The sequence below is a fragment of the Streptomyces sp. MUSC 14 genome (assembly GCF_001866675.1).
In the GTDB taxonomy this organism is placed as follows: domain Bacteria; phylum Actinomycetota; class Actinomycetes; order Streptomycetales; family Streptomycetaceae; genus Streptomyces.
In genome coordinates, this window is the sequence record NZ_MLYN01000007.1 from 119,558 (window position 1) to 142,637 (window position 23,080).

The 23,080-nt window shown below is 72.9% G+C and carries 24 protein-coding genes, 1 other RNA gene and 1 pseudogene; 10 read left to right on the forward strand and 16 right to left on the reverse strand.

What is annotated here, in order from left to right; genetic code table 11:
• Positions 1-17: 17 nt before the first annotated feature.
• From BIV25_RS50215 to BIV25_RS01855, 8 genes and pseudogenes are all read right to left on the reverse strand, one after another.
• Positions 18-491, reverse strand: coding sequence for a hypothetical protein (locus BIV25_RS50215; protein ID WP_143076566.1), 474 nt, complete (start codon positions 489-491; stop codon positions 18-20).
• On the reverse strand, positions 488-757 hold the full coding sequence (locus BIV25_RS01820) for a hypothetical protein (protein WP_071370301.1): 270 nt from the start codon (positions 755-757) through the stop codon (positions 488-490). Before BIV25_RS01820 ends, BIV25_RS50215 begins: the two co-directional genes overlap by 4 nt.
• A gap of 109 nt (positions 758-866) precedes the next feature.
• An RNA gene (rnpB, locus tag BIV25_RS01825) (RNase P RNA component class A) lies at positions 867-1,271 on the reverse strand.
• 118 nt (positions 1,272-1,389) lie between these two features.
• Positions 1,390-2,169: pseudogene (locus tag BIV25_RS54175) on the reverse strand (DMT family transporter); the annotation flags it as partial.
• A gap of 22 nt (positions 2,170-2,191) precedes the next feature.
• Complete coding sequence (locus BIV25_RS01840; protein WP_071370304.1) at positions 2,192-3,013, reverse strand: AraC family transcriptional regulator; 822 nt, start codon at positions 3,011-3,013, stop codon at positions 2,192-2,194.
• Positions 3,014-3,081: 68 nt separating this feature from the next.
• Positions 3,082-3,615, reverse strand: a complete 534-nt coding sequence (locus BIV25_RS01845; protein WP_071370305.1) for a TetR/AcrR family transcriptional regulator — start codon at positions 3,613-3,615, stop codon at positions 3,082-3,084.
• Positions 3,608-4,027 carry a DUF4260 family protein gene (locus BIV25_RS01850; RefSeq protein ID WP_079176381.1) on the reverse strand — a complete coding sequence of 140 codons (420 nt, stop codon included), beginning with the start codon at positions 4,025-4,027 and terminating at the stop codon, positions 3,608-3,610. Before BIV25_RS01850 ends, BIV25_RS01845 begins: the two co-directional genes overlap by 8 nt.
• 110 nt (positions 4,028-4,137) lie before the next feature.
• A complete protein-coding gene (locus BIV25_RS01855) occupies positions 4,138-4,776 on the reverse strand; it encodes a TetR/AcrR family transcriptional regulator (protein ID WP_071370306.1) in 639 nt (212 codons plus the stop codon).
• A gap of 47 nt (positions 4,777-4,823) precedes the next feature.
• On the opposite strand from BIV25_RS01855, the gene BIV25_RS01860 reads away from it, so the two are divergent.
• The 3 genes from BIV25_RS01860 to BIV25_RS01870 all read left to right on the forward strand — a co-directional run bounded on the left by BIV25_RS01860 (position 4,824) and on the right by BIV25_RS01870 (position 7,569).
• Entirely contained in the window at positions 4,824-6,371 is a 1,548-nt protein-coding gene (locus tag BIV25_RS01860; RefSeq protein ID WP_071370307.1) for an FAD-dependent monooxygenase, read from the forward strand.
• 251 nt (positions 6,372-6,622) lie between these two features.
• Entirely contained in the window at positions 6,623-6,994 is a 372-nt protein-coding gene (locus tag BIV25_RS01865; RefSeq protein WP_071370308.1) for a hypothetical protein, read from the forward strand.
• Positions 6,995-6,996: 2 nt separating this feature from the next.
• Positions 6,997-7,569: a hypothetical protein gene (locus tag BIV25_RS01870; RefSeq protein WP_071370309.1), complete on the forward strand. Its 573-nt coding sequence runs from the start codon at positions 6,997-6,999 to the stop codon at positions 7,567-7,569.
• Here BIV25_RS01870 and BIV25_RS01875 read toward each other — a convergent pair.
• Complete coding sequence (locus tag BIV25_RS01875; RefSeq protein ID WP_071370310.1) at positions 7,556-8,989, reverse strand: RNB domain-containing ribonuclease; 1,434 nt, start codon at positions 8,987-8,989, stop codon at positions 7,556-7,558. The two genes, BIV25_RS01870 and BIV25_RS01875, sit on opposite strands and share 14 nt — an antisense overlap.
• Positions 8,990-9,063: 74 nt before the next feature.
• On the opposite strand from BIV25_RS01875, the gene yaaA reads away from it, so the two are divergent.
• Both yaaA and eda read left to right on the forward strand, forming a co-directional pair.
• A complete protein-coding gene (gene yaaA / locus BIV25_RS01880) occupies positions 9,064-9,855 on the forward strand; it encodes a peroxide stress protein YaaA (protein ID WP_071370311.1) in 792 nt (263 codons plus the stop codon).
• A gap of 67 nt (positions 9,856-9,922) precedes the next feature.
• Positions 9,923-10,594, forward strand: a complete 672-nt coding sequence (gene eda / locus BIV25_RS01885) for a bifunctional 4-hydroxy-2-oxoglutarate aldolase/2-dehydro-3-deoxy-phosphogluconate aldolase (protein WP_071370312.1) — start codon at positions 9,923-9,925, stop codon at positions 10,592-10,594.
• Here eda and BIV25_RS01890 read toward each other — a convergent pair.
• The 3 genes from BIV25_RS01890 to BIV25_RS01900 are packed head-to-tail and all read right to left on the reverse strand — an operon-like array spanning position 10,566 to position 13,407.
• Positions 10,566-11,774 (reverse strand): bifunctional RNase H/acid phosphatase, encoded by a 1,209-nt coding sequence (locus BIV25_RS01890; protein WP_071370313.1) that lies wholly within the window; start codon positions 11,772-11,774, stop codon positions 10,566-10,568. The genes eda and BIV25_RS01890 overlap by 29 nt on opposite strands.
• Positions 11,775-11,810: 36 nt before the next feature.
• Complete coding sequence (locus BIV25_RS01895) at positions 11,811-12,554, reverse strand: C4-type zinc ribbon domain-containing protein (protein WP_079176408.1); 744 nt, start codon at positions 12,552-12,554, stop codon at positions 11,811-11,813.
• 13 nt (positions 12,555-12,567) lie between these two features.
• Entirely contained in the window at positions 12,568-13,407 is an 840-nt protein-coding gene (locus BIV25_RS01900) for a Nif3-like dinuclear metal center hexameric protein (RefSeq protein ID WP_071370314.1), read from the reverse strand.
• Positions 13,408-13,593: 186 nt separating this feature from the next.
• Here BIV25_RS01900 and BIV25_RS01905 point away from each other — a divergent pair, with 186 nt between their 5' ends.
• Positions 13,594-14,889 carry a hypothetical protein gene (locus tag BIV25_RS01905; RefSeq protein ID WP_071370315.1) on the forward strand — a complete coding sequence of 432 codons (1,296 nt, stop codon included), beginning with the start codon at positions 13,594-13,596 and terminating at the stop codon, positions 14,887-14,889.
• A 96-nt stretch (positions 14,890-14,985) separates the two neighbouring features.
• A complete protein-coding gene (locus BIV25_RS50745; protein ID WP_177235128.1) occupies positions 14,986-15,144 on the forward strand; it encodes a hypothetical protein in 159 nt (52 codons plus the stop codon).
• 100 nt (positions 15,145-15,244) lie between these two features.
• Here the strand turns inward: BIV25_RS50745 and BIV25_RS01910 are convergent, their stop codons facing one another.
• Genes BIV25_RS01910 through BIV25_RS01920 form a run of 3 tightly spaced genes read right to left on the reverse strand, consistent with a single transcriptional unit; the run spans position 15,245 to position 18,175 of the window.
• Entirely contained in the window at positions 15,245-16,186 is a 942-nt protein-coding gene (locus BIV25_RS01910; RefSeq protein WP_071370316.1) for a 3-oxoacyl-ACP reductase, read from the reverse strand.
• 11 nt (positions 16,187-16,197) lie between these two features.
• Entirely contained in the window at positions 16,198-17,283 is a 1,086-nt protein-coding gene (locus tag BIV25_RS01915; protein WP_071370317.1) for a Zn-dependent alcohol dehydrogenase, read from the reverse strand.
• A gap of 31 nt (positions 17,284-17,314) precedes the next feature.
• Entirely contained in the window at positions 17,315-18,175 is an 861-nt protein-coding gene (locus BIV25_RS01920) for a MaoC/PaaZ C-terminal domain-containing protein (RefSeq protein ID WP_071370318.1), read from the reverse strand.
• Between the two features lie 248 nt (positions 18,176-18,423).
• Here BIV25_RS01920 and BIV25_RS01925 point away from each other — a divergent pair, with 248 nt between their 5' ends.
• The 3 genes from BIV25_RS01925 to BIV25_RS01935 are packed head-to-tail and all read left to right on the forward strand — an operon-like array spanning position 18,424 to position 21,421.
• Positions 18,424-19,383, forward strand: a complete 960-nt coding sequence (locus BIV25_RS01925) for an ABC transporter ATP-binding protein (protein ID WP_071370319.1) — start codon at positions 18,424-18,426, stop codon at positions 19,381-19,383.
• The gene (locus BIV25_RS01930) at positions 19,383-20,099 is read left to right on the forward strand and encodes an ABC transporter permease (RefSeq protein ID WP_071370320.1); all 717 of its coding nucleotides are present in this window, start codon (positions 19,383-19,385) and stop codon (positions 20,097-20,099) included. The genes BIV25_RS01925 and BIV25_RS01930 overlap by 1 nt, the downstream gene beginning before the upstream one ends.
• 29 nt (positions 20,100-20,128) lie before the next feature.
• A complete protein-coding gene (locus BIV25_RS01935; protein ID WP_071370321.1) occupies positions 20,129-21,421 on the forward strand; it encodes a sensor histidine kinase in 1,293 nt (430 codons plus the stop codon).
• Here BIV25_RS01935 and BIV25_RS01940 read toward each other — a convergent pair.
• A complete protein-coding gene (locus BIV25_RS01940) occupies positions 21,399-22,961 on the reverse strand; it encodes an alpha-L-arabinofuranosidase B (RefSeq protein WP_071370322.1) in 1,563 nt (520 codons plus the stop codon). The two genes, BIV25_RS01935 and BIV25_RS01940, sit on opposite strands and share 23 nt — an antisense overlap.
• Positions 22,962-23,080 lie beyond the last annotated feature (119 nt).

Consider the following 23,080-nt stretch of genomic DNA (forward strand, 5'->3'; position numbering starts at 1 on the left):
ACCGAACCTTCCACTCCTCACGGAGCGTGCGGTGCCTGCATCACAGCTATGCGCCAGTCGACGCTCGGTCCCGCTGTCAGTTCCAGAGCCGTATCGGCCGGCCGGAGCGCGCCGCGGCTGTTGTACATGGCTGCGGGACTTCCTGTGCAGGTGACGATGCGCAGCAGGAGCCGTCCGGACTTGTCGGTCACCTTCAGCGGGCCTTTGCCGAGACAACTCACGGCAATGACGAGGTCTCCGCTCTTTTCCTCGCCGCGAATGGAAAGGGATGAATCTCCCTTTCCGCGGGTGTGGAGAAGTGGCTGCGCTCCGGAGACGGATCGCCGGTACGTATCCGGATCGACGAGAGCGCCGCCCTGCTGCGCGGAGCCGGTGGGAGCGGCCGACGTCGGGGACGCGTGCCCGTGCGGTGCGTGACCGGAGGACGTACAGGCCGTCAGGCCGAGCAGGAGTACCGCGAGGCCGGTCGCCGCGGCCGGTTGACGCCTCATGAGGTGTGCCAGAACGTGGGGACGCGGTACGGGAAGACCGCCGTCCCCTGCCGGCTCACGATCCACTTGCAGCCGCCGTTGTACGAGCCGTGCTCCCAGTGCATGCTCTTCGCGTCGGCGCCCGCGTGCAGGTAGCCGATGGGGCGGTCGACCTTCCAGGTCGCGGAGTAGGCCACCTGGGCGGTGATGGTCTTCGTGACCGTTATGCCCTTCGCGATGGTGATCCCGATGGTCTCGTCCTTCTGACCTTCGACGCTGCTCACCATGCCCTGCCTCGTATTAGTGTCAACCGAATCGGGGAAATCTCCGGCTTCCTCAAATTCAGCTCAATGAGCCTCTTCCATTCCGATGATCATCGAAAGAAAGGCTTGGCGGCAGACGAGTCGGGCTGTACGCCGGGTTCTGTTCCCCGGGTCCCTCACGGGCGCCGGGGCGACGGCCATCCATCTAGGGCCGGCGTTGCCGCCGGCCTCGTGCGGTCTACCCGCGGACTCGGGCGGGCAGCCCTCGAACGTCCGCGCAGAGCGCGTGTTACGGCGCTCCTCTTGACCTTGCTCCGGGTGGGGTTTACCTAGCTGCCCAGGTCACCCTGGGCACTGGTGGTCTCTTACACCACCGTTTCACCCTTACCGAGGACCGAGGTCCCCGGCGGTCTGCTTTCTGTGGCACTGTCCCGCGGGTCACCCCGGGTGGCCGTTAGCCACCACCCTGCCCTGTGGAGCCCGGACGTTCCTCGGGAAGCCCCCTAGGGGGACTCCACGCGGCCGCCCGCCCGGCTCGTCTGCCGTGTCGACCATGGTACCGGGAGCCGGAGGCGGCGGGGACCGGTGGATGCCGTCGCCAGGACCGAGCCCGCGAGGATCAGGACGAAGGCCACCAGGACCGTCGAGGTCAGGGACTCGTTCAGGAAGACGGCGCCGGCGGCGACCGCGATCGCGGGGTTGACGTACGTGATGACCGTCGCTCGGGCCGGGCCGGCCTCCTTGATCAGCTCCAGGAAGGCGACGAAGGCCACCGCCGTGCAGAGCACGCCGAGGCCGGCCAGGGCGGCCAGGACGGAGGCGGAGGGGACGGAGGAGGGGAGGTTCGCGGCTGCCACCGGGGCGTAGATCACGGCCGCCAGGGTCAGGCAGGCCGCGGTCAGGTGCAGGGAGGGCACGTCCTTCAGACGGCGGGCCGCTATCACCGGGGCGGTCGCGTAGCCGATGACCGTGACCAGCACCTCGGCCAGGGAGCGCGTGTCGCCGCCGGTCAGGTGGGGCAGGGCCAGGACCGTCACGCCCGCCAGACCGAGGGCGAGGCCGGTCATGCGCCGCGCGCCCAGGCGCTCCGTGCCGCCGAGCAGACGGGCCACCACGACTCCGACGATCGGCACGCCCGCGATCAGCAGGCCGGACGTGGAGCTGGACAGGTGCCGTTCCGCGTCGGTGAGGGTGAACCAGGGGACGACGATCTCCAGGACCGCGAAGGCCAGCACGGGGCGCCAGTGGGCCCGGACCGTGGCGGGCAGGCTGCCCTGGCGCAGGGCGAAGGGGAGCAGCAGGAGTGCGCCGAGGGCACAGCGCGTGAAGACCAGCGCCGGCGGGGACACCTCGGCCACCGCCACCTTGATCAGCAGATAGGGAATGCCCCAGATCACTCCCATGAGGGAGAAGAGGAACCAGCCGCGTGCAGTCATGCGGCGAGTTTCGGCCGCAGGGTCAGTGTGTGTCTTGAACGCTGTTGCGGTAGGCCGCCGGGGTCACCCCGAGCACCCGGCGGAACCAGCGGGTCAGATGCGCCTGGTCGGCGAAGCCCACCAGACCCGCCACCTCGGCCGGGCGCAGCCCGGTCTCCAGCAGCACCCGCGCCCTGCTCACCCGGTACTGGGCGAGCCAGGCGTACGGCGGCAGGCCCATCGTCGTACGGAAGGCGCGCAGGAGCTGGTAGCGGGACAGGTCCAGGTCGGCGGCGAGGGAGGCGAGGGTCGGCGGGTCGGTCAGCTCGTCGGCCAGGCGGTCGCGGACCGTCAGGGCGATCGCGGCCGCGCCCGGCACCAGGTCGGGGCAGGGCCGGGCCGTGGAGTGCCGGCGGGCCAGGGCCGTCAGCAGCCACGGCATGCGGGACTCGGCCTCCAGCGGGTCGGGGCAGCGGCTCAGCTCGGTGTGGGCGAGGCGGAGCGCGGCGGCGAGTTCGGGGTCCTGGAGGAGGGGTTCGCGGAAGTACGGCAGTCCGCCGAGGACGCCGTCGGCCAGCAGGGACGGCTCGGCGTACAGGGCGCGGTAGGCGTAGCCGTCGCCGGCGTCGGCGGGGCCGCCGGTGTGCGTCTCGCCGGGGTCGAGGACGACGATCGTGCCCGGTCCGGTGCGGATGCGGCCGCCCCGGTAGTCGATGACCTCGTTGCCGCCGACACAGACGCCGATCGTGTACTCCTCGTGGGCGTGCGGGGCGTAGGTGTGGCGGTGGAAGTTCGCGGTCAGGAGGTCGAGCGGGGGACCGCAGCGGCCCAGCCGGGCTCGCGTCCACAGCGCCTGTTCCACCATGGAACACCCCCTTGTCGCACGAAAGCGTCGTAACGGAAACGGCGTACGGAAACGCCGTACCGAACCCGTCAGGGATGCAACGCCTTCAGGCCGCGTTTCCATGCCGCCTCCAGGTCGGCGTCGCCGGGAAAGCGGCCGTGGATCTCCAGGATGACCATGCCGTGCGCGAAGGCCCACAGCGCGCGGGCCCGGTCGACGTCCCCGCCGCACACCCGCATGAGCGGCAGCGCCGCGCGGTCCTCCAGTCCCTCGGGGAGTTCGGCGCGGGGCAGGGGGCGTTCGGTGGCGAGGCAGTACAGGTGCGGGTGGGCGAGGGCATAGGAGCGGTAGGCCCCGGCGAGGGCTTCGAGGGAGCCGGGTGCGCGGGCCTCGGCCGCCTCCAGGGCCTCGGCCGACTCCGCGAGCAGCTGCGCGGTCAGCTCGACCTCGACGGCGTGCTTGTCGGCGAAGTGCTTGTAGAGGGACGGGGCCTTGATGCCGAGGCGGTCGGCGAGGGTGCGCATGGTGAGCCGGTCGGGTCCGGACTCCTCCAGCAGCTCCAGGGCGGCGGCCACGATCTCGCGGGCCCTCGGGGTGAGTGCGGCGCCCGGTCGGTCAGCCACGCCGGAAGCCCTCCTTGGTGCGCAGGCCGTAGCCGAAGGCGCGGTCGTACGAGATGTGGGCGAGCCAGCCGCACAGGGCCGCGAAGGCGGGCGGCCAGGAGACCGGCAGCAGCGTGTAGGCGACGATCAGCGCGAGCGGGACGACGGCGCGGTGCAGCGCGTTGTAGTACGGCACCGCGCGCGGCGGCAGCTGTCCCTCGGTCATGCGGGGTGCGTCGCCGAGGGCGACCAGGAACGCCAGGTCCGGCAGGACGAGGAGGGTGAGGGCCAGGGCGCCGGCGAGCCAGCCGTGGTTCACGCCCTCCAGCACCGCGAAGGCCGACCAGAACAGGGCGAGCGCCAGCCAGGCGGTGCGGCGCAGGACGGTGAGCGGGGAGCGGGACGTGCGGGTGGTACCGGCCAGTGCGGCCATGGCTGCCTCCGGTGTCGTACGGCTCTCTCGGCGCCCTCGGTGCTTCCGGTGCGGGCCGAGCAGCGCGGCTAACGTCGTTAGCCACATCCACGACCGTACGGCTAACACCATTAGCCGTCAAGACCCGTCCGTTCCAGCGCCGTGAACGCGGCCTCCAGGCGCGCCCGGTGGCTCCGGGCCACCTCGGCCACCGGGTCGCCGGCCAGCAGGCGGCCCACGGAGGCGAGGAAGACCGTGCGGCAGGCGGCGACGGTCAGGGCGGCGAGGAGGCGGGGATCCGGCGCGCCCGCTTCCGTGAGCGCGGCGGCGAGGGCCTGCTCCACCTCCTCGACACCCTCGCGGGCCCGGGAACGCAGGGCCGGGGAGGCGATGACGACGCGGAAGAAGTGCGGGTAGCGCTCCCCCACCCCGCTCAACGGGTGCCGCTCGTCGAGGAGGCGGAGGACGAGGCGGCGGAGGGCGGCCAGCGGCGGTTCGTCCGGGGCGCGGTCGCGGACGGCTCCGGCGAAGAGTTCGGCGGCCTGCGGGATGCGGTCGAGGAACAGGTCCTCCTTGCGCGGGAAGTAGTTGAAGACCGTCATCGCGGACACACCTGCCGCCCGCGCCACCTCGGCGACCGTCACCGCGTCGAAGCCGCGCTCGGCGAAGAGACCCGTGGCGATGTCCGAGATCCGCTGCCGCGTCTCACGCTTCTTGCGCTCCCGCAGGGGGAGTTCGTCATCGCTGCCACGCGCGCGTTCGTCGTTCACAAGAAAACTATAGCCGCTCAAAACTTTTAGTGACTACAGTAAGAGTCATGACGACGACGGACTACGACGTGGTGGTGGCGGGCGCCGGACCCGTGGGGCTCTTCCTCGCCTGCGAACTGCGGCTCGGCGGGGCGCGGGTGCTGGTCGTGGAGCGGCTGACCGAGGTGGACGAGACGATCAAGGCGGGCGCGATCAACATCCCGAGCGCGGTCGCCCTCTACCGGCGCGGCCTGCTGCCCGAGCTGGCGGCGGTGTGGGAGGCGGCGCTCCAGCGGATACGCGCCTTCAGGGGCGAGGGCGCCGAGGACCGGATGCCTCCCAAGTTCGCCGGGCACTTCGCCGGGATCCCGATGGACAAGACCCTGTTCGACGGCTCCGACCCCGCCTGGGCCGAGGTCGGCCCGGCCGCCGACTCCGGGCTCGGCGTGCCGCAGGCCGCGCTGGAGCGGATCCTGGCCCGGCGGGCCGAGCGGCTCGGGGTCGAGGTGCGCCGGGGCGTGGAGCTGACCGGCTTCGACGCGGGCGCGGACGGGGTCGTCGTGCACACCGGTCAGGGGCCGATCGGCGCGGGCTGGCTGGTCGGCTGTGACGGCGGGCGCAGCACGGTCCGCAAGACCGCCGGGTTCGACTTCCCGGGCACGGACCCGGAGATCACCGGCTATCAGGCGATCGTGGAACTGACCGGCGGCGAGCGGCTGCGCGCGGGCTGGAACACGACCGACACCGGGACGTACGTCCACGGGCCGTTCCCCGGGCGGATCCTCACCGTGGAGTTCGACGGGCCCCCGGCCGACCGCACGGCCCCCGTCACCGCCGAGGAACTCCAGGGCAGCCTGCGGCGGGTGGCTCAGGTGCCGGAGGTGACCGTCACCAAGGTGCTCAGCGCCACCCGGTTCACCGACAACGCCCGCCAGGCCGCCGACTACCGCAAGGGCCGGGTACTGCTCGCGGGGGACGCGGCGCACGTGCACTCGCCGTTCGGCGGGCAGGGGCTGAACCTCGGCCTCGGGGACGCGATGAACCTGGGCTGGAAGCTGGCCGCCGTCGTACGCGGGCAGGCGCCCGAGTCCCTGCTGGACACCTACACCGCCGAACGGCATCCGCTCGGCGCCTGGGTGCTCGACTGGACCCGGGCCCAGATCGCGGTGATGCGCCCCGACCGGCACGCCCGCGCGCTGCGCCGCGTGGTGACCGACCTGGCGCTGACCACGACGGGCACGACATACCTCGTCACGAAGATCTCCGGCGTCTGGCAGCGCTACGACCTGCCCGGCGAGCACCCGCTGACCGGTGCGAGCGCGCCCGACCTGGAGCTGTCCGACGGCAGCCGGCTCGGCGACCGTCTGCACACCGGCCGCGCCCTGCTGCTCGACCTGGCCGACGACCCCGGGGTACGCGCACAGGCCGAGGGCTACGGCGACCGGCTGGACGTCCGCACCCTCGCCTGCCCGGCCCGGCCCGGCCTCGGGGCACTGTTCGTACGGCCGGACGGGTTCGTGGCCTGGGCCGCCGACGTGGCAGCGCAGGCCGTGGAGACGAAGGTCCTGCCGGCGGTACTGGAGCGCTGGCTCGGCCCCCGGGCCGCCTCCGCTTGACCCTGCCGCAACGTCAACGTCTGTACTGGTCCCATGCGGATCGGAGAACTCGCCGCCGCGGTGGGCGTCACGACGCGCACCGTGCGCTGCGCTGCAGTCGACGGCTGCCGAACAGCCCCGTCTGCCGGGCTGAGCCACTGGGAGCTCCGCCCCCAGACCCCCGCCTCCCACCTGCCCACCCGACTCGGTCGGCCGTAACGCACAGGCGGCAGCGAAGGCAGCGGTTACGAGCACCCGACCTGTTCGGCTCGTTGCCCGTCGGCGGATCCTCCGCCGCCGCCAAGGACCGCGAGGTGCTCGCGCTCATCGACACCGCGGCGGCGCCCGAGGAGCGGGAGCGGATGGCGGCCGCGCTGCGCGGTGTCCTCGACGACCCGGACGCTCTGGCGCGCACCCAGGAGGCCTACGCGCTGCTCGACTCGCTCGTCGGTGCCGCCCCGGATGATCCGCGGGTGGCCGGGGCCGCGCGAGTCCTGGCCGGGTGCGTGCCCCGGGAGTTGCTGCCCGCCGGGCCGCTCGACCACGGTCACGCGGTCCTGCGCGCCCTGTACGAGGACGTGGCGCCCGCTCAGGCCGAGGTGATCCGTCGTGCGCTGAATATCATGGCGGAGGAAGGGAGTTGAGGATGATGACCACGACGGTGGGGCGACTGGTGCGGTACGAGATGCGGCTCTACGCCGGCCTCGCGCTGTGGATGGCGCGGCGCACCCAGGGGACCGCGGGCGGGCGGGTGTTCGGGTATGCGCGCGGGCAGGGCGCGACGATGCTGGGGCTGGCCTTCGTGTGCGTGGTCGAGACGGTCGGCGTCTCGGTGATGCTGCGTGACATGCCCACCGCACACGACGTCCTGCTGGTGGTGGACGTCTACACCGTGCTGTTCGTCGTCGGCATGCACGCGGCCTGCGTGGTCCGCCCGCACGTGCTGACGCCGGACGCGGTCCGGGTGCGGTACGGGGCGCACGTGGACCTGCGGATCCCGCTGTCCGCGATCGGCGCCGTACGCCGGGAGACACGGATGACGCACACCCCGGCCGAGGGCGCGCTCGACCTGGCCGTCGGCTCGCAGACCTCGCTCACGCTCGAACTCACCGAGCCCGTCACCCACACGACGCTGCTCGGCCGGCGCAGGGACGTCACCGTCGTACGGCTGCACGCGGACGACCCCGGCGGCCTGGTCCGGGCGCTCACACGGCCGTGAACAGGATCTTCGACGTGCCCGGTGCCGCCTGAGCGAGCCGTACCCGAAGGCGTTCGCCGAGCGGGAGGTGGTCGCCCTCGACGCGGCCGATGACGGCCGGGGAGATCAACTGCACGGTGCCGACGGTCGGCCGGTGCTCCTCGACGTCCACCACGCAGGCCTCGAAGACCTCCCCGATCCGGTCCTTGAGCAGGGCCGCCTCCACCAGGTCGATGCACTCCCGCTCGACCGTCCCGGCGATCCTGGCGCCGTCGGCCATCCGCCGGGGCAGCCCGTCGAGCGCGGCGAGCACCCAGTCCGGCGCGGACTCGCCCGCGACGGCGGCGAGGCAGATCTCGGCGGCGTACCGGTCGGCGAGGCGGCGCAGTGGGGCCGTGCAGTGGGTGTACGGCGCGGCCACGGCGGCGTGCGTGGTGATCGCGGGCAGGTCGCCGCCGGTGAAGACGGTGTACCCGGCGCCGCGCAGCAGCGTGGTGCACTCCTGGAGGAAGGCCGCGTGGCGCGGGTCGCTCGGATCGAGGGAGCGGATCAGGGCCGCGTACGACACATGGTGCGGCCAGTCGATGTGCAGCGCGGTCGCGGTACGGCGCAGCCGGGCTACGGCACCGTCCGGTGCGGCGGGCAGGGTGCGCAGTACGCCGGTGCCGTGGGCGAGCATCAGCTCGGCGGCGGCCATGCCGGTGAGCAGCGAGAGCTGGGCGTTCCAGCCTTCGGCGGGCAGCGGGGCGCGGTAGCCGAGGACGTAGGTGTGGTCCCGCGCGGTGATCTCCTGTTCGGGCACGTTGAGGGAGATGCCGCCGCGCTCCACCTCCAGCCGTTCCCGCGCCTCGCCGATCTCCCTGAGCAGCGCGACGGGTTCCTCGGCGGTCCCGGCGTCGATCTGCTGCTGCACGCCCGCGTAGTCGAGCTTGGCGCGACTGCGCACCAGGGCGCGGCGCACGTCGACGGCGGTGGTCCGCCCGTCCGCGTCCAGGTCGATGGTCCACAGCACGGCCGGGCGGACCTGGTCCGGCAGCAGGCTCGCTGCACCCTCGCTCAGCACGACGGGGTGCAGCGGCACCTTCTCGTCGGGGAAGTACAGGGTGTTGACGCGCCGGTGCGCCTCCGCGTCCAGCGCGCCGCCGGGTGCGACGAAGGCGGGGACGTCGGCGATGGCGTACCGGACCCGGTAGCCGCCGGCCCGCCGGGACAGGTGGGTGGCCTGGTCGAGGTCGGTGGAGGCGGGCGGGTCGAGGGTGAAGAAGGGGATGTCGGTGGCGTCGTACGACGGTACGGCGGGCGCCTTCGCCACGCGCTCGGCCTCCTCCCGGACCGGAGGAGGGAAGTCCTCCGGGATGCCGAGTGCGGTGCGCAGCGCGGCGAGCGCGGCCCGGAGCGGGGCCTCGGGGGCACCGGTCACACGGATCTTGCGGCGGGGCATACAGCGAGCGTAGGTCGCGGGCGCACCGAGGGCACGCCGTACGCTGTCGCGGAGGTCTAGGTAAGGAGTACGTGGTGCTGGTCCTGCTGCCGCCGTCCGAGGGCAAGGCGAACTCGGGTGCGGGTGCCCCGCTGAAGCTCTCGTCGCTGTCCCTGCCGGGGCTCACCGCCGCGCGGGAGGCGGTGCTCGGCGAGTTGGTCGAGCTGTGTACCGGGGACCCCGAGCAGAACGAGAAGGCGCGCGAGGTGCTGGGCCTGAGCGAGGGGCTGCGCGGCGAGGTCGCGAAGAACGCCGGCCTGCCGACGGCGGGCGCCCGCCCGGCCGGGGAGATCTACACCGGTGTCCTCTACGACGCCCTCGGCCTGGCCACGCTGGACACGGCGGCGAAGCAGCGCGCGGCGCGCTCGCTGCTGGTCTTCTCCGGGCTGTGGGGCGCGGTGCGCGTGACCGACCGGATCCCCTCCTACCGCTGTTCGATGGGCGTGAAGCTGCCGGGGCTCGGCGCGCTGGGCGCGCACTGGCGGGGGCCGATGACGGACGTGCTGCCCGAGGCGGCGGGGCGCGGCCTGGTGCTGGACCTGCGTTCGGCGGCGTACGCGGCGGCCTGGAAGCCGAAGGGCGAGGTCGCCGGGCGGACGGCGACGGTACGGGTGCTGCACGCGCCGACCCGGAAGGTGGTCAGCCACTTCAACAAGGCGACCAAGGGCCGGATCGTGCGCAGCCTGCTGTCGGAGGGCGTCGCGCCGAAGGACCCGGCCGAGCTGGTGGAGGCACTGCGGGACCTCGGGTACGAGGTGGAGGCGCAGGCACCGGAGAAGGCGGGCCGGGCGTGGGCGCTGGACGTACTGGTGGAGGAGATCCACTAGGCCCACCCATATTGCAACATACGCAACGCTCATTGCGCGTGATGCGGCCGCTGGGCACGATGAGGGCATGACCTCACCGCTGCCCGCGCCCTCGCCTGCCTCCGTCCACGATCTCGTCGCGCCGGCTCCCGTCGTCCCCGTGGTGGCCGTCTCCGACGTCGCCGACGCCGTGCCGCTCGCGCGGGCGCTGGTGGCGGGCGGGCTGCCCGCGATCGAGGTGACCCTGCGGACGCCTGCGGCACCGGCCGCGATCCGCGCGATCGCCGCCGAGGTGCCCTCGGCGGTGGTCGGCGCGGGCACGGTGATCACACCGGAGCAGGTGCGCGCGTGCACGGCGGCGGGGGCGCGGTTCCTGGTCAGCCCCGGGTGGACGGACGTGCTGCTGGCGGCGATGCGCGAGTCGGAGCTGCCGTTCCTGCCCGGGGTGTCGACCACCTCGGAGGTCGTCGCGCTGCTGGAGCGCGGGGTGCGGGACATGAAGTTCTTCCCGGCACAGGCGGCGGGCGGCACGGCGTATCTCAGGTCGCTGGCCGGGCCGTTGCCGCAGGCCCGGTTCTGCCCGACCGGCGGGATCGGCCCGGCGAACGCGCCGGAGTATCTCGCCCTGCCCAACGTCTGCTGCGTGGGCGGGAGTTGGATGGTCCCGGCGGACGCGGTGGCCGCCGGGGACTGGGCGCGGATCGAGGAGCTGGCGCGGGCGGCGGCCGGGCTCAGGGACGCAGGTGGGACGTGTCGTTGAAGAGCCGGACGCTGGCGTTGCCGTCGGCGTAGTACGCCACCGCCGACAGGGAGGCCGCCGACAGTTCCATGCGGAACAGGGACTCGGGCGGGGCGCCGAGGGCGAGCCGGATGAACGTCTTGATCGGCGTCACATGGCTGACCAGCAGGACCGTGCGGCCCGCGTAGGCCGCGACCAGCTTCTCCTGGGCGGCGGCGATCCGGGTGGCCGTCTCGGCGAAGCTCTCGCCGCCGCCGGTGGGGTGGGCCCCGGGGTCGGCGAGCCAGGCGTTCAGGTCGTCCGGGTGACGCTCGCGGACCTCGCCGAAGGTGAGGCCCTCCCAGGCGCCGAAGTCCGTCTCGCGCAGGCCGTCCTCGATCGCCACGTCCAGGCCGAGGCGCTCGGCGACGATGCCGGCGGTCTCGCGGGTGCGGGCGAGGGGCGAGGCGACGACGGCCTGGACGGTCCCACGGCGGGCGAGCGCTTCGGCGGCACGGCGGGCCTGCTCTCGGCCGGCCTCGGAGAGGGACGGGTTCGTGCCGCCGCTGCCCGAGAAGCGTTTCTGGGGGGTCAGCGGGGTCTCACCGTGGCGGAGCAGCACGAAGGTGGCGGGGGCGCCGAGGTCGGGGGCGGAGCTCCAGCCGGGGGCGCCGGCGGTTTCCCCACTGGTACCGGAAGGCCGAGGCTCGCCGGGGGTCTTGAGTCGCTGCTCGCTCGGAGGTGCGCCTCTCTCCGGGACGGGAGCCGCCCCAGCGGCACGATCGCCCGCAGCTACGACGGATTCGCCGCCGCCCTTCGTCCCCGCGTCCATCGCCTCGTTCGCCAGCCGGTCCGCGTGTTTGTTCCGTTCGCGGGGGATCCACTCGTACGTGACCCGGTCGGGCGGGAAGACCGAGCGGGCCTGGGCCGCCAGGGGCTTCATGTCGGGGTGTTTGATCTTCCAGCGGCCCGACATCTGCTCGACGACGAGCTTGGAGTCCATGCGGACATGGACCGTGGCCGTCGGGTCGAGGGCATGGGCGGCGCGCAGGCCGGCCAGCAGGCCCCGGTACTCGGCCACGTTGTTGGTGACGACGCCGAGGAACTCGGCCTCCTCCGCCAGTGTCTCCCCCGTCGCCGCGTCGCTGACCACGGCGCCGTAGCCGGCCGGCCCCGGGTTGCCCCGTGACCCGCCGTCGGCCTCGACGATGAACTCCCGCACCCGACAAGCCCCTTGTCTACAGAGGTCTACGAAGGCCTACAGACCCGACTCGGCCGTGCGCACCAGGATGCGGCGGCAGTTCTCACAACGCACCACGGTGTCCGGCGCGGCCGCGCGGACCTCGTTCAGCTCGGTGATCGCCAGCTCCTGGCGGCAGCCCTGGCAGGTGCGGGCGTACAGCTTGGCCGCGCCGATGCCGCCCTGCTGCTCGCGCAGCTTGTCGTAGAGCTTGAGGAGGTCGGCCGGGACGGACGCGGCCACGACCTCGCGCTCCTTCGTGACTGTCGCCACCTCGCCGTCGATCTCCTCGAAGGCGGCGTCCCGGCGCCCGGTCGCGTCGTCGATCCTCGACTGGACCGACCCGGCCCGCTCGGTCAGCTCGGCCACCCGCTCCTGCGCGGACTCGCGGCGCTCCATGACCTCCAGGACGACGTCCTCCAGGTCGCCCTGGCGCTTGGCGAGGGAGACGATCTCCTTCTGCAGGTTCTCCAGGTCCTTCGGCGAGGTGACCGCGCCGGAGTCCAGGCGCTGCTGGTCGCGGGTGGCGCGCTGGCGCACCTGGTCCACGTCCTGCTCGGCCTTGGTCTGCTCGCGGGCGGTGTCGCTCTCCTCGGTCTGCGCGGCGACGAGCAGGTCGCGCAGCTGCGTGAGGTCCTTGTTCAGCGAGTCGATCTCGGCGTGCTCGGGCAGCGACTTCCGCTTGTGCGCGAGCTGCTGGAGACGGACGTCGAGGGCCTGGACGTCGAGGAGACGGATCTGGTCGGCGGGCGCGGCGTTCAGTTGGGGGCTCCTGTTAGCTGTTCGGGGTGGTGGACGCCGCGTGGGCGGTCCAGGGGTCGGTGACCGTCGTGGAGACGTGGACGCGCAGGTCCCAGCCGTGGCGGTCGGAGATCTCGTCGAGCTGGCTCGCGGCCAGCTCGCACCAGGGCCACTCGGTGGCCCAGTGCGCCGCGTCGAGCAGCGCGAGAGGGCTCGTGGCCACCGCCTCGGAGGCCGGGTGGTGGCGCAGGTCGGCGGTGAGGAAGGCGTCGACGCCGGCCGCGCGGACCTGGTCGAAGAGGCTGTCGCCGGAGCCGCCGCTGACGGCGACCGTGCGGACGACGGCCTCGGGGTCGCCGGCCACCCGGATGCCCTGCGCGGTGGCGGGCAGCCGCTCGGCGGCGCGGGCGGCGAGCTCGCGGACCGTGAGGGGGTGGTCGAGTTCGCAGATCCGGCCGAGGCCCCGGCGGCCCGCCGGGTCGGCCGGGTCCGGGACGAGGGGGCGTACGACCCGCAGGTCCAGGGCACCGGCGAGGGCGTCGGAGACGCCCGGGTCGGCCGTGTCGGCGTTGGTGTGGGCGACGTGCAGGGCGATGTCGTTCTTGATCAGCGTGTGCACGACGCGGCCCTTGAAGTGGGTCGCCGCCACCGTCGTCGTACCGCGCAGGTAGAGCGGGTGGTGGGTGACGAGCAGGTCGGCGCCGAGCTTCACCGCCTCGTCGACGATCTCCTGCACCGGGTCGACGGCGAACAGGACGCGGGTGACCTCCTGGTCGGGGTCGCCCACGACCGTGCCGACCGCGTCCCAGGACTCGGCCCGCTCGGCGGGCCACAGGTTGTCCAGCGCGGCGATGACTTCAGACAGACGGGGCACGGGAAAAGGCTACCTGGCCGTTCGGCGCGGCCGTACCGCATGCGCACGGTCTCGTCCCGGTCAGCACAAACGCCCCGGATTCCTCAGCTGAATCGCTTCTGCGCCACCCGTATGTGTGAAGTGGCCATCGGCCGTCCCACGCGTGTGCGTACGAAAACTAGCTTCGTCGCCGGAGGTGACCGAACGATGACGGCCTGTGCGATCGAACCCCCGTCCACCGGTGCGGAAGCCGAGGGGAGCGGCTGCGCCCTCACGGTGGACGGGACGTACGCCGCCCGGCTCGCGCCGGCCGGGAACTGCTGGTTCCCGGAGCGCTGGACGCTGGACGGCCCGGAGCCGTACGCGGTGCCGTTGCCCGGCGACCAGCCGGAGGAGCCCGGCACCGAGGTGCAGCCGCTCACCGACGGCCGGGTGCTGATCCACCGGCTGATCGAGCGGCGGCACGCGTTCTCGCTGCTCTATCCGACCGGCCCCGGCACCGGTGAGCTGCCGCTGGGCTCGGTGGAGTGCGCCGAGCCCGGTACCCGGCTCACGCTGCTGCCGCCTGCGCCGGGTGGCACGCGCGCGTACGCCCTCGCCACCGGTCCGCACTCCAGCACGGTCTGGCTGGTGGCGGGCGGGGCCTTCGGTCCGGAGCGGCTCGCCGAGGTGCCGGGGCGCTGTTCGGGCGGGGTGTGGCTGGACCGCGCCGGGCGGATGCTGGCCCTGGACCGGCGGCCGGCCGGCGGCCCGGTGAAGACGGTCGTGGTGGACCTGGCGCGCGCCGAGGTCTCGCCCCTGCTCCAGATCGCGGCCGACAGCGACGACCGGCTGCTGCTCGCCGACCCCGACAGCGGACTGCTGCTCCTCTCCTCCGACGCGCCCTCGCCCGGGCAGGAACGGCTGGGCTGGGGCGTGCTCGGCAGCACGCTGCCGGTGCGCTTCCCGGAGTCCCTGCGGCTGCCCGAGTGCGTGGTGACGCCGTTCGCGATCCAGCCGGGGCAGATCCTGACGCCGGAGAACTGCGCGGTGGCGCTGCGCATCGACGGGCCGCTCGGCAGCTGGGTGGGCGCCTGGCGGCCGGCCGGGCGGCGGGTGAGCCACCTCCCGGCGCCCGAGGGCTGGCTGCCCGGCACCGGGCTGTGGACGCCGGACGGGGTGCTGCGGCTGCCGTACGCCACGCGGGAGACTCCCTGCGGCGTGGCGGAGCCGACGGTGGACTGGGGGGAGGCGGCCGCGGGAAGCGGTACGGCCGTGACCGCGGGCGGGACGGGGGGCTCGGGGGAGGCGGGTCCGGAGGGTCCGGTCCGGGACGGCACGGCCGACGGGGCGCCCGAGGCGCCACGGCGACCGACGGAACCGGACCCTCCGGAACCTGTGGAACACGCGGCCCCGGTGGTTCCCGAGCCGGTGGAACAAGCGGCCCCGGTGGTTCCGCAGCCGGTGGCGGCGCGTCCGGTGCCGTTGCAGCAGGCGCCGCTCGGGCGTCTTGTAACGAACTAGTGCCGGTTGGCGTGTGCGCCTGGATTCGGCCGGTGGGGTGCCGGTTAGACTCGCCGGGCTGTACGAAAGATCATGTTGACGGGGTGAATTCTTCCGATGAGCGACACCAGCATCACCGAGCAGCTGTCTGCCGACTCTCAGGACGCGGACGGTCACGGCCGGCACCGGGGCCCGGTGGCGGTCCAGGACGACGAGGCGGCTCCGCACGGCAAGCACCGCAAGCCGACCGTGGAGACCACCGAGGCAGCTGCCTGACGGTACATGGCACAAGGGGCGCCCGCCCGGCGGGCGCCCCTTTTCCATTCCCTCGTGTTCCCTCGTGTTCCCTCGTATGCCCTCGTATGCCCTCGTCTCTCTATCCTCGTTTCAGCCCCAGCACCTCCGCCGCCGCGAACGTCTCCCCCGGCGGCCGGTCCGCGTAGTGCGGGGTGAGCAGCGCGTCGAGTTCGTCGTACGTGAACGTCTCCTGCTTGCTGTCGAACTTCGCCTGTACCCGCGGCCGTTCGACGATCGCGACCATGCCGCCGTGGACGACGAGCAGCTGGCCGTTGATCCCGGCGGCGGCCGGTGCGGCCAGATAGCCGACGAGCGGGGCGACGTGCTCGGGGGCCAGCGGGTCCAGGCCCTCCTCCGGCTGCCGGAAGCCCGCGAAGACGTCCTCGGTCATCCGGGTCCGGGCGCGCGGGCAGATCGCGTTGGCCGTGACGCCGTACTTGGCGAGGGCCAGGGCGGTCGAGGTGGTCAGGCCGACGATGCCGCCCTTCGCGGCCGCGTAGTTGGGCTGGCCCGCGGAGCCGGCGAGGAACGCCTCCGAGGAGGTGTTCACGATCCGGCCGTAGACCTTCTCCCCGCCGGCCGCCTTGGACCGCTGCCGCCAGTGCGCGGCGGCGAAGCGGGTCGTGTTGAAGTGGCCCTTGAGGTGGACCCGGATCACCGAGTCCCACTCGTCCTCGGTCATGGAGAAGACCATGCGGTCGCGCAGGATGCCCGCGTTGTTGACGAGGATGTCGAGGGTGCCGTACGCGTCGATCGCCGACTCGACCAGTTCCGCGGCCTGCCGGAAGTCGGCGACGTCCCCGGTGTGGGCGAGCGCCGTGCCGCCGGCCGCGCGGATCTCCCGCGCCACCTCTTCGGCGGGCCCGGCCGACGCCTGTCCCGAGCCGTCCCGGCCGGGCTGCCCGTAGTCGTTGACCACGACGGCCGCGCCGAGCCGGGCGAGTTCGAGGGCTTCGGCCCGGCCGAGGCCGCGCCCGGCGCCGGTGACGATCGCGGACATCCCCTCCAGTGGCAGTGTCATGGCGGGCGCCCTCAGATCTCGATGCACGTACGCAGGGCGGTCCCGGTACGCATCTGGTCCAGTGCCTCGTTGATCTCGGCCAGTGGCACCCGGTGGGTGATCAGGCCCTCAAGGTCGATCCGGCCGGCCCGCCACAGGGCGATCGCGCGCTCGTAGGAGCGCAGCACGTCCCCGCCGCCGTACAGGGACGGCAGGATGCGCTTCTCGTCGAAGAACAGCTCGAACATGTTGAGCTGGAGGTAGTCGTCCATCGCGCCCGCCCCGACGACGACGAGGGTGCCGCCGCGCCGGGTGTTCTCGTAGGCGGTGCGGGCGGTGGCGGAGCGGCCGACGACCTCGAAGACGTAGTCGAAGCCCTCGCCGCCGGTGACCTGCTGTTTGGCGTCGGCCAGTCCGTCGGGCGGGACGGCCTTCGTGGCGCCGAACCTGAGGGCGGCCTCGCGGCGGGAGGCGACCGGGTCCACGGCGACGATCTCGGCCGCGCCCTTCAGCCGCGCGCCCTGCACCGCCGAGATGCCGACGCCTCCGCAGCCGATGACGGCGACCGACGAACCGGCCTGCACGTCGGCGGTGTTGAGGGCGGCGCCGAGTCCGGTGGTGACCCCGCAGCCGATCAGTGCGGCGATGTCGAAGGGCACGTCCTCGGGGATGGGCACGGCGCAGCCCGCGTCGACCACGACCTCCTCGGCGAAGGTGCCGGTACCCGCGAAGCCGAAGACGTCGGAGGAAGTTCCGCCGGTGCGCCGGAAGTTGGGGGTGCCGGCGTTCATGAATCCGGCCAGGCACAGCTGGGTCTGGCCGCGCTTGCAGGCGGCGCAGGCGCCGCAGGCGGGCAGCCAGCAGAGCACGACCCGGTCGCCGGGTTTCATGTTCCGTACGTTCTCGCCGACTTCGAGGATCTCGCCCGCGCCCTCGTGGCCGGGTACGAACGGCGCGGGCTGCGGCAGCACCCCGCTCATCGCGGACAGGTCCGAGTGGCACAGCCCGGTGGCGCGCACCCGGACCCTGACCTTGCCGGGCCCGAAGCCCACGGCCTCGACATCGTCGACGACGTCGAGCTTTTCCTGGCCGATCTCGTGCAGTACGGCTGCGCGCATGGTGCGGCTCTCCCCTCAACTACAGCCTGTGTCAGGAGTGTTGGACGATGGTGTCGGCGAGGACGGGCGCGTCGCCGCGTTCGACGGCGCTCACGGCCACCCGGACGGCGCTCCCCTCCCCCTGCCACATGCGGATGCGCAGGGTCTCGCCCGGGAACACGACTCCGGCGAACCGGGTGCTGTACGACCGCACGCGGCTCACGTCCCCGCCGAGCAGCGTGTCGACGACCGCCTTGAGCGTGATGCCGTAGGTGCACAGTCCGTGCAGGATCGGCCGGTCGAAGCCGGCGCGCTTGGCGAAGTCGGGGTCGGCGTGCAGCGGGTTCCAGTCGCCGCTCAGGCGGTAGAGCAGCGCCTGGTCCGCGCGGACGGCCCGTTCGACGGTCCGGTCGGGCTCCCCGAGGGGCGGGGCGAGGCGGGTGCTCGGGCCGCGGTCGCCGCCCCAGCCGCCTTCTCCCCGTACGAAGATCTGGGCGTCGTTGGTCCACAGCGGGCCGTCGGCGTCGGCGACCTCGGTGCGCAGGACGAGGACGGCCGCCTTGCCCTTGTCGTGGACGGCGGCGATGCGGGAGGTGGCGGTGGCGGTGCCCTGGACGGGGAGCGGGCGGTGGATCTCCAGGCGCTGCCCGCCGTGCAGCACCTTGGCGAGGTCGACCTCCACGCCCGGCATGGACAGACCGCTGATCACGCCGGGCGAGCCGGCGCCCGCGACGGTGGCGAAGCTGGGCAGGACGTGCAGCCGGGACTCCAGGGTGTAGCGCAGCTCGTCGGGATCGGTGGCGGGGAGGCCGGCGCCGATGCCGAGGTGGTAGAGCTGGACGTCCTTGTGGTCCCAGGTGATCTCGCCGGTCCGGGGTTCGGCGGCGAGGGCCACCGCTTCGTCGATAGGCATACGGCTCCTGACGTGGGCTGCGCGGCGAAAGACCCCGGCACGGCCGTCCGCACCGTCGGCCGCACCGAGGTCGCTACGGGCCGATCTAGAACGCGTTCCAGTCCGGCGCCCCTTGTATAGCCGAGCACTCCGCACTTGTGAAGGCTCCTGACGTTGTGTCAGATGCTGTCGGCAGTGACATTTGTACTGCCCGAGTCCGTACATGCGCATCTGTCGCGTCCCACGGCCGGGCCCGTAGCGTCGTGGCCATGACGCAACGGGGACAACGGGAACGACGGGGCCGGCCGGGACCGCGGTCGGGCGCCGTCTCCTTCACGGGGGCGGTCAAGACGTACGGCGAGGTCCGCGCCGTGGACGGTGTCGACCTGGACATCGCGCCCGGCGAGACCGTGGCCCTGCTGGGCCGCAACGGCGCCGGCAAGTCGACCACGATCGGGCTGCTGCTCGGGCTGTACGAGCCCGACGCGGGCGCCGTGGAGCTGTTCGGGGCGTCGCCCGAGCGGTCGGTGCGCGCGGGGCGGGTGGGCGCGATGCTCCAGGAGGCGCGGCCGGTGCCCCGGGTCACGGTCGGCGAGCTGGTCGCGTTCGTCGCCTCCCGCTACCCGGCGCCGATGCCGGTGACCCGGGCGCTGGAGCTGGCCGGCATCGCCGACCTGGCCGGGCGGCGCGTGGACCGGCTGTCCGGCGGGCAGGTGCAGCGGGTGCGGTTCGCGGTCGCGCTGGCCGGGGACCCGGCGCTGCTGGTGCTGGACGAGCCGACGGCGGCGCTCGACGTGGAGGCCCGGCACGCCTTCTGGGAGTCCATGCGCGACTACGCCCGGCACGGCCACACCGTGCTGTTCTCCACGCACTACCTGGAGGAGGCCGACGACCACGCCGACCGGATCCTGATCATCGACCGGGGCCGGATCGTCGCCGACGGCACCGGCGAGGAACTGCGCCGCGCGGCGGGCGGCAACCTGGTCTCGATCGACCTGGCGGGCGGCGACGCGGAGGGACTGGCCCTGCTGCCCGGGGTCCGCTCGGTGGAGGTACGGGGCGGGCGGGCGCGGCTGCGCACGGACGACTCGGACGCCACGGTGATCGCGCTGGCGGAGCTGGGGGCGATACGGGGGCTGGAGGTGGCGCCGGCGTCCCTGGACGACGCGTTCCTGACGCTGACCGGCCCCCGGGCCGTCCCCGACTCCCACGACCTGGAGCCCCGCTGATGCTCGCCTACATCCGTCTGGAAACCCGCCGCACGCTCCGCGACCCCGGCTTCGTCATCGGCGGCATCGCCATGCCGGTGCTGATGTACCTGCTGTTCACGAACATCGGCCAGAACGACGGGAGCTGGAAGGCGGCGTCGATGGTCGGCATGGCCGCCTACGGCGCCGTCGGCTCGGCCCTCAACACCGGGAGCGCCGTCGCCGAGGACCGCGCCGTCGGCTGGCTGCGGCAGCTGCGCGTGACCCCGATGACCCCGCGCGAGGTGGTGACCGGGCGGACCCTGACCGGCACGGTGACCGTGCTGCCCGCGATCCTCGCCGTGCTGGCGGCGGGCGGGCTGGTCAACGGGGTGCGGCTGGCCCTGTGGCAGTGGGCGGCGACCGCGCTGCTGCTGTGGCTCGGCTCGCTGCCGTTCACCCTGCTCGGCCTCGGCAACGGCTACCGGCTGACCGGTCCCGCCACGGGCGTGACGAACATGCTGTGCGGCCTGGGGCTCTCGGTGCTCGGCGGGCTGTGGTTCCCCGTCAGCCTCTTCCCCGGCTGGCTGCGCGCCGTGTCGGCGTACACCCCCACCCACCGGTTCGCCCAGCTGGGCGCCGCCGTCACGGAGGGGCGCGCGCCGGGAACCGGTGCCATCATCGTGCTGACGGCGTGGCTGGGACTTTTCGGTTCGTACGCTGTGCTGTCGTACCGCCGCGGGGCGGGCACGATCTGACGGGGGGCAACATGTCGGAGATGTCGCAGATGTCGTGGATACGGGGAATCCAGTGCCGGGCACGGTCCTGGCAGACGGCGCGGCGCGAGTGGAAGGCGGAGCACGACAGCTGGAAGGCCGAGCACGAGCGCTTCGTCGCCGCGGCGAAAGCGGCCAAGAAGGCGGGCAGGGCCCCGGCCGTCGACCACCCGGGCCCGCCGCCCACCGGCTTCGCGCTGCTGCCCTGGCTGCTGATGGGGATGGGGTCCTTCTCCAACCTCCTCCAGGGCAAGACCCCGAACCCGCTGATCGGCGGCCTGGGCCTGGCCCTCTTCAACTCGCTGTACGTCTACGTCACCTTCCGCTCCTTCGACCGCAGGAAGCGCGAGGCGGTCTCCACCCGGGTGGCGCTGGTGATCATGGCTCTGGTCACCACGGGACTGGCCCTCGGCTACGGCGGCAACTGGCTGCTGTTCTTCCCCCTGTTGGGCCTCGCGACGGGCGCGGCGATGCGCGGCCCGTGGCTGGGCCGGACGGGCATCCTGCTGGCCTCGTACGCGGGCGCGATCGCCGGCGTCCGCGACGGCTCGAACGCTGCGGACATCGCCTACGGGACGTTCCTCTCCAGCATGGTGACCGCCGCGATCCTCGGTCTGTCCGAGGCAGTGCGGGAACTGCGGGCCGCGCGTGAGGAGCTGGCGCGGCGGGCGGTGGAGAAGGAGCGGATGCGGTTCTCGCGGGATCTGCACGATCTGCTCGGGCACACGCTGTCGGTGATCGTGGTGAAGTCGGAGGCGGCCCGGCGGCTGGCCCCGCGCGACATGGACGCGGCGCTGGGCCAGATCGCGGACATCGAGTCGGTGGGCCGGCAGGCGCTCACCGAGATCCGCGAGGCGGTGACCGGCTACCGCGAGGGCAGCCTCGCCACCGAGCTGACCCGGGCCCGCTCGGCGCTCTCGGCGGCCAGCATCGAGCCGCGGGTCCGCCAGTCCGGGGTGCCGCTCGCCCCGCAGACCGAGGCGCTGCTCGGCTGGGTGGTGCGCGAGGCGGTGACCAACGTGGTCCGGCACAGCGACGCGAGCCGCTGCGAGATCACCGTCGAGAGCGGCGCCGAACAGGCCCGGCTCACCGTCACCGACAACGGCACGGGCAGGCCGGTCAGCAGGCCCGAGCCGGGCATCGGCGGCACGGGCCTGAAGGGGCTGACCGAGCGCCTCGCGGCGGCGGGCGGCTCCCTCTCGGCCGGCCCGTCGCCGCGCGGCGGCTTCACGGTCACCGCAGAACTCCCGGTGGAGTCGGCGGAGTTGACGCACGTCGTGGCTACGGCGCCCAGGGCGCACTGACCGCCCAGCTCACGTCGTCGGTCCAGGACGTGCTGCTGTCGAAGGCGTTGGACCCGCCGTCGCTCGCTATGTAGAGGTCGTAGTCGTAGTGGCGCAGGTATCTCGTCGGGTAGTTGTACGAGGCGAACGAGGTGCCGGTGCCGCTCTTGCCGGTCTGCGGGCAGAAGGTGGCGTCCTGCCGGAACAGTGCGGTGCCGTCCATGGGCCGGCGGTAGAGCGTGAAGTCGGAGTGGCGCAGGTAGTCGCCGGGGTAGTTGCGCGACTCGAAGGAGACGCAGGAACTGTCGGCGAGGCCCTTGCGCACGATCCAGGTGGCGTCGTTCCTGTCGAGGGCGGAGCTGGACGAGGTGACGGAGGACAGCACGCCCGCGTCGTTCTGGTGGCGGACGTAGTCGCCGGTGCAGCAGGACGTGGTCGCGCGCAGGGAGATCTCGGAGCCGGCGTTCAGCGTGCCGGCGGCGCCGGTCGCGCCGCCGTAGCCGACGGAGACGATGTTCGACTGCACGGAGTTGTCGGCGGCGTCCGTCGGGATGCCGGAGGTCATCACGCCCTCGAAGAAGGACCCGATGGAGCCGTTGCTGTTGTCCCCGCCGGTGCCGAGGACGATCGCGCCCTCCTGGTGCATCGGCGCGTACCCGCTCGTGGTCGGCTCACCGCCGGAATAGGTGGTCGTGAGCCCACCCGACTGCGCATTCCCCCATTTGAGCGCGAAATGGTCCTGGCCGTTGTTCTTGAGCAGTGCGGTCACGAACGGCAGCGCGCCCGTGCCGGTGTCGGAGGAGTTCTTGCTGTATCCGGCGTCGGACTGGAACAGCCCGTTCTCCAGGTCGGCCTGCACCCAGGGTCCGGAGCCGTGACACGGCGCGAACCAGCACTCGGTGCCGAAGTTGATGGCGTCCATGTGCCCGTTGCCGGTGTCCTTGTTGTTCGTCTCGGCGTTGCCGTAGTCGAAGCAGCAGGAGCCGTTGACGTGGGTGCCGGAGGTCACCATGTACATCCCCTCGGCGGCGCCGTTCGTGGCGACGCCCGAGGTGGCGTCGTTGCGGTAGCCCATGCCGGCGGAGATCTCCAGGCCGTAGACCTGGTGGCCGCCGACGGTCACCGGCAGCGCGTCCGCGGGCGCCCCGACATCGGCCTTGCCGGCTCCGCCCGCGCCCTCGACCGTGAGGTCGTTGTGGCGGGCGGACTGGTCGTAGATCCGGGTGACGATGCAGGTCGTGCCGGAGCAGAAGGAGTCCTGGGCGGCGGCGTCGGCGTAGCCGCCGGCGGACAGCAGCCCGATGTTCTTCGTGGCGCCGTCCGAGGACCGCTGCACCTGGTACAGCGAGCCGTTGTACGACGAGTACAGCGCCCTGACCATGCTGTGCGCGGCGACACAGGGGGTGCCCGCGGCGGCGTAGACGTCACAGGGCAGCGAACTCGCGGCGGCCGCCTGGGGCGCACCGGTGCCGAGGAGCAGCGCGGCGACGGTGATACAGACGGCGAGCAGGGAGAGGACGGCGCTTCTCAGGCGCCCTGGGCGGGGGGTTCCGGGGGGCAAGGTGCACCTCAGTTCGTGTGGAGCAGCGACTCGTTCGGAATATCGGACGACGTTCGATCGAAATCCCGAACCTATTCCACTGCTGAATTACCGGGGATTTCTGGAAATGCAGGGGCGAT

Coding starts and splice junctions, on each gene's coding strand:
- BIV25_RS50215 (WP_143076566.1), bottom strand. CDS start 491: ATGAGGCGTCAACCGGCCGCGGCGACCGGCCTCGCGGTACTCCTGCTC.
- BIV25_RS01820 (WP_071370301.1), bottom strand. CDS start 757: ATGGTGAGCAGCGTCGAAGGTCAGAAGGACGAGACCATCGGGATCACC.
- BIV25_RS01840 (WP_071370304.1), bottom strand. CDS start 3,013: ATGGTGGAACAGGCGCTGTGGACGCGAGCCCGGCTGGGCCGCTGCGGT.
- BIV25_RS01850 (WP_079176381.1), bottom strand. CDS start 4,027: ATGGCCGCACTGGCCGGTACCACCCGCACGTCCCGCTCCCCGCTCACC.
- BIV25_RS01860 (WP_071370307.1), top strand. CDS start 4,824: ATGACGACGACGGACTACGACGTGGTGGTGGCGGGCGCCGGACCCGTG.
- BIV25_RS01870 (WP_071370309.1), top strand. CDS start 6,997: ATGATGACCACGACGGTGGGGCGACTGGTGCGGTACGAGATGCGGCTC.
- BIV25_RS01875 (WP_071370310.1), bottom strand. CDS start 8,989: ATGCCCCGCCGCAAGATCCGTGTGACCGGTGCCCCCGAGGCCCCGCTC.
- eda (WP_071370312.1), top strand. CDS start 9,923: ATGACCTCACCGCTGCCCGCGCCCTCGCCTGCCTCCGTCCACGATCTC.
- BIV25_RS01905 (WP_071370315.1), top strand. CDS start 13,594: ATGACGGCCTGTGCGATCGAACCCCCGTCCACCGGTGCGGAAGCCGAG.
- BIV25_RS50745 (WP_177235128.1), top strand. CDS start 14,986: ATGAGCGACACCAGCATCACCGAGCAGCTGTCTGCCGACTCTCAGGAC.
- BIV25_RS01910 (WP_071370316.1), bottom strand. CDS start 16,186: ATGACACTGCCACTGGAGGGGATGTCCGCGATCGTCACCGGCGCCGGG.
- BIV25_RS01915 (WP_071370317.1), bottom strand. CDS start 17,283: ATGCGCGCAGCCGTACTGCACGAGATCGGCCAGGAAAAGCTCGACGTC.
- BIV25_RS01920 (WP_071370318.1), bottom strand. CDS start 18,175: ATGCCTATCGACGAAGCGGTGGCCCTCGCCGCCGAACCCCGGACCGGC.
- BIV25_RS01925 (WP_071370319.1), top strand. CDS start 18,424: ATGACGCAACGGGGACAACGGGAACGACGGGGCCGGCCGGGACCGCGG.
- BIV25_RS01930 (WP_071370320.1), top strand. CDS start 19,383: ATGCTCGCCTACATCCGTCTGGAAACCCGCCGCACGCTCCGCGACCCC.
- BIV25_RS01935 (WP_071370321.1), top strand. CDS start 20,129: ATGTCGTGGATACGGGGAATCCAGTGCCGGGCACGGTCCTGGCAGACG.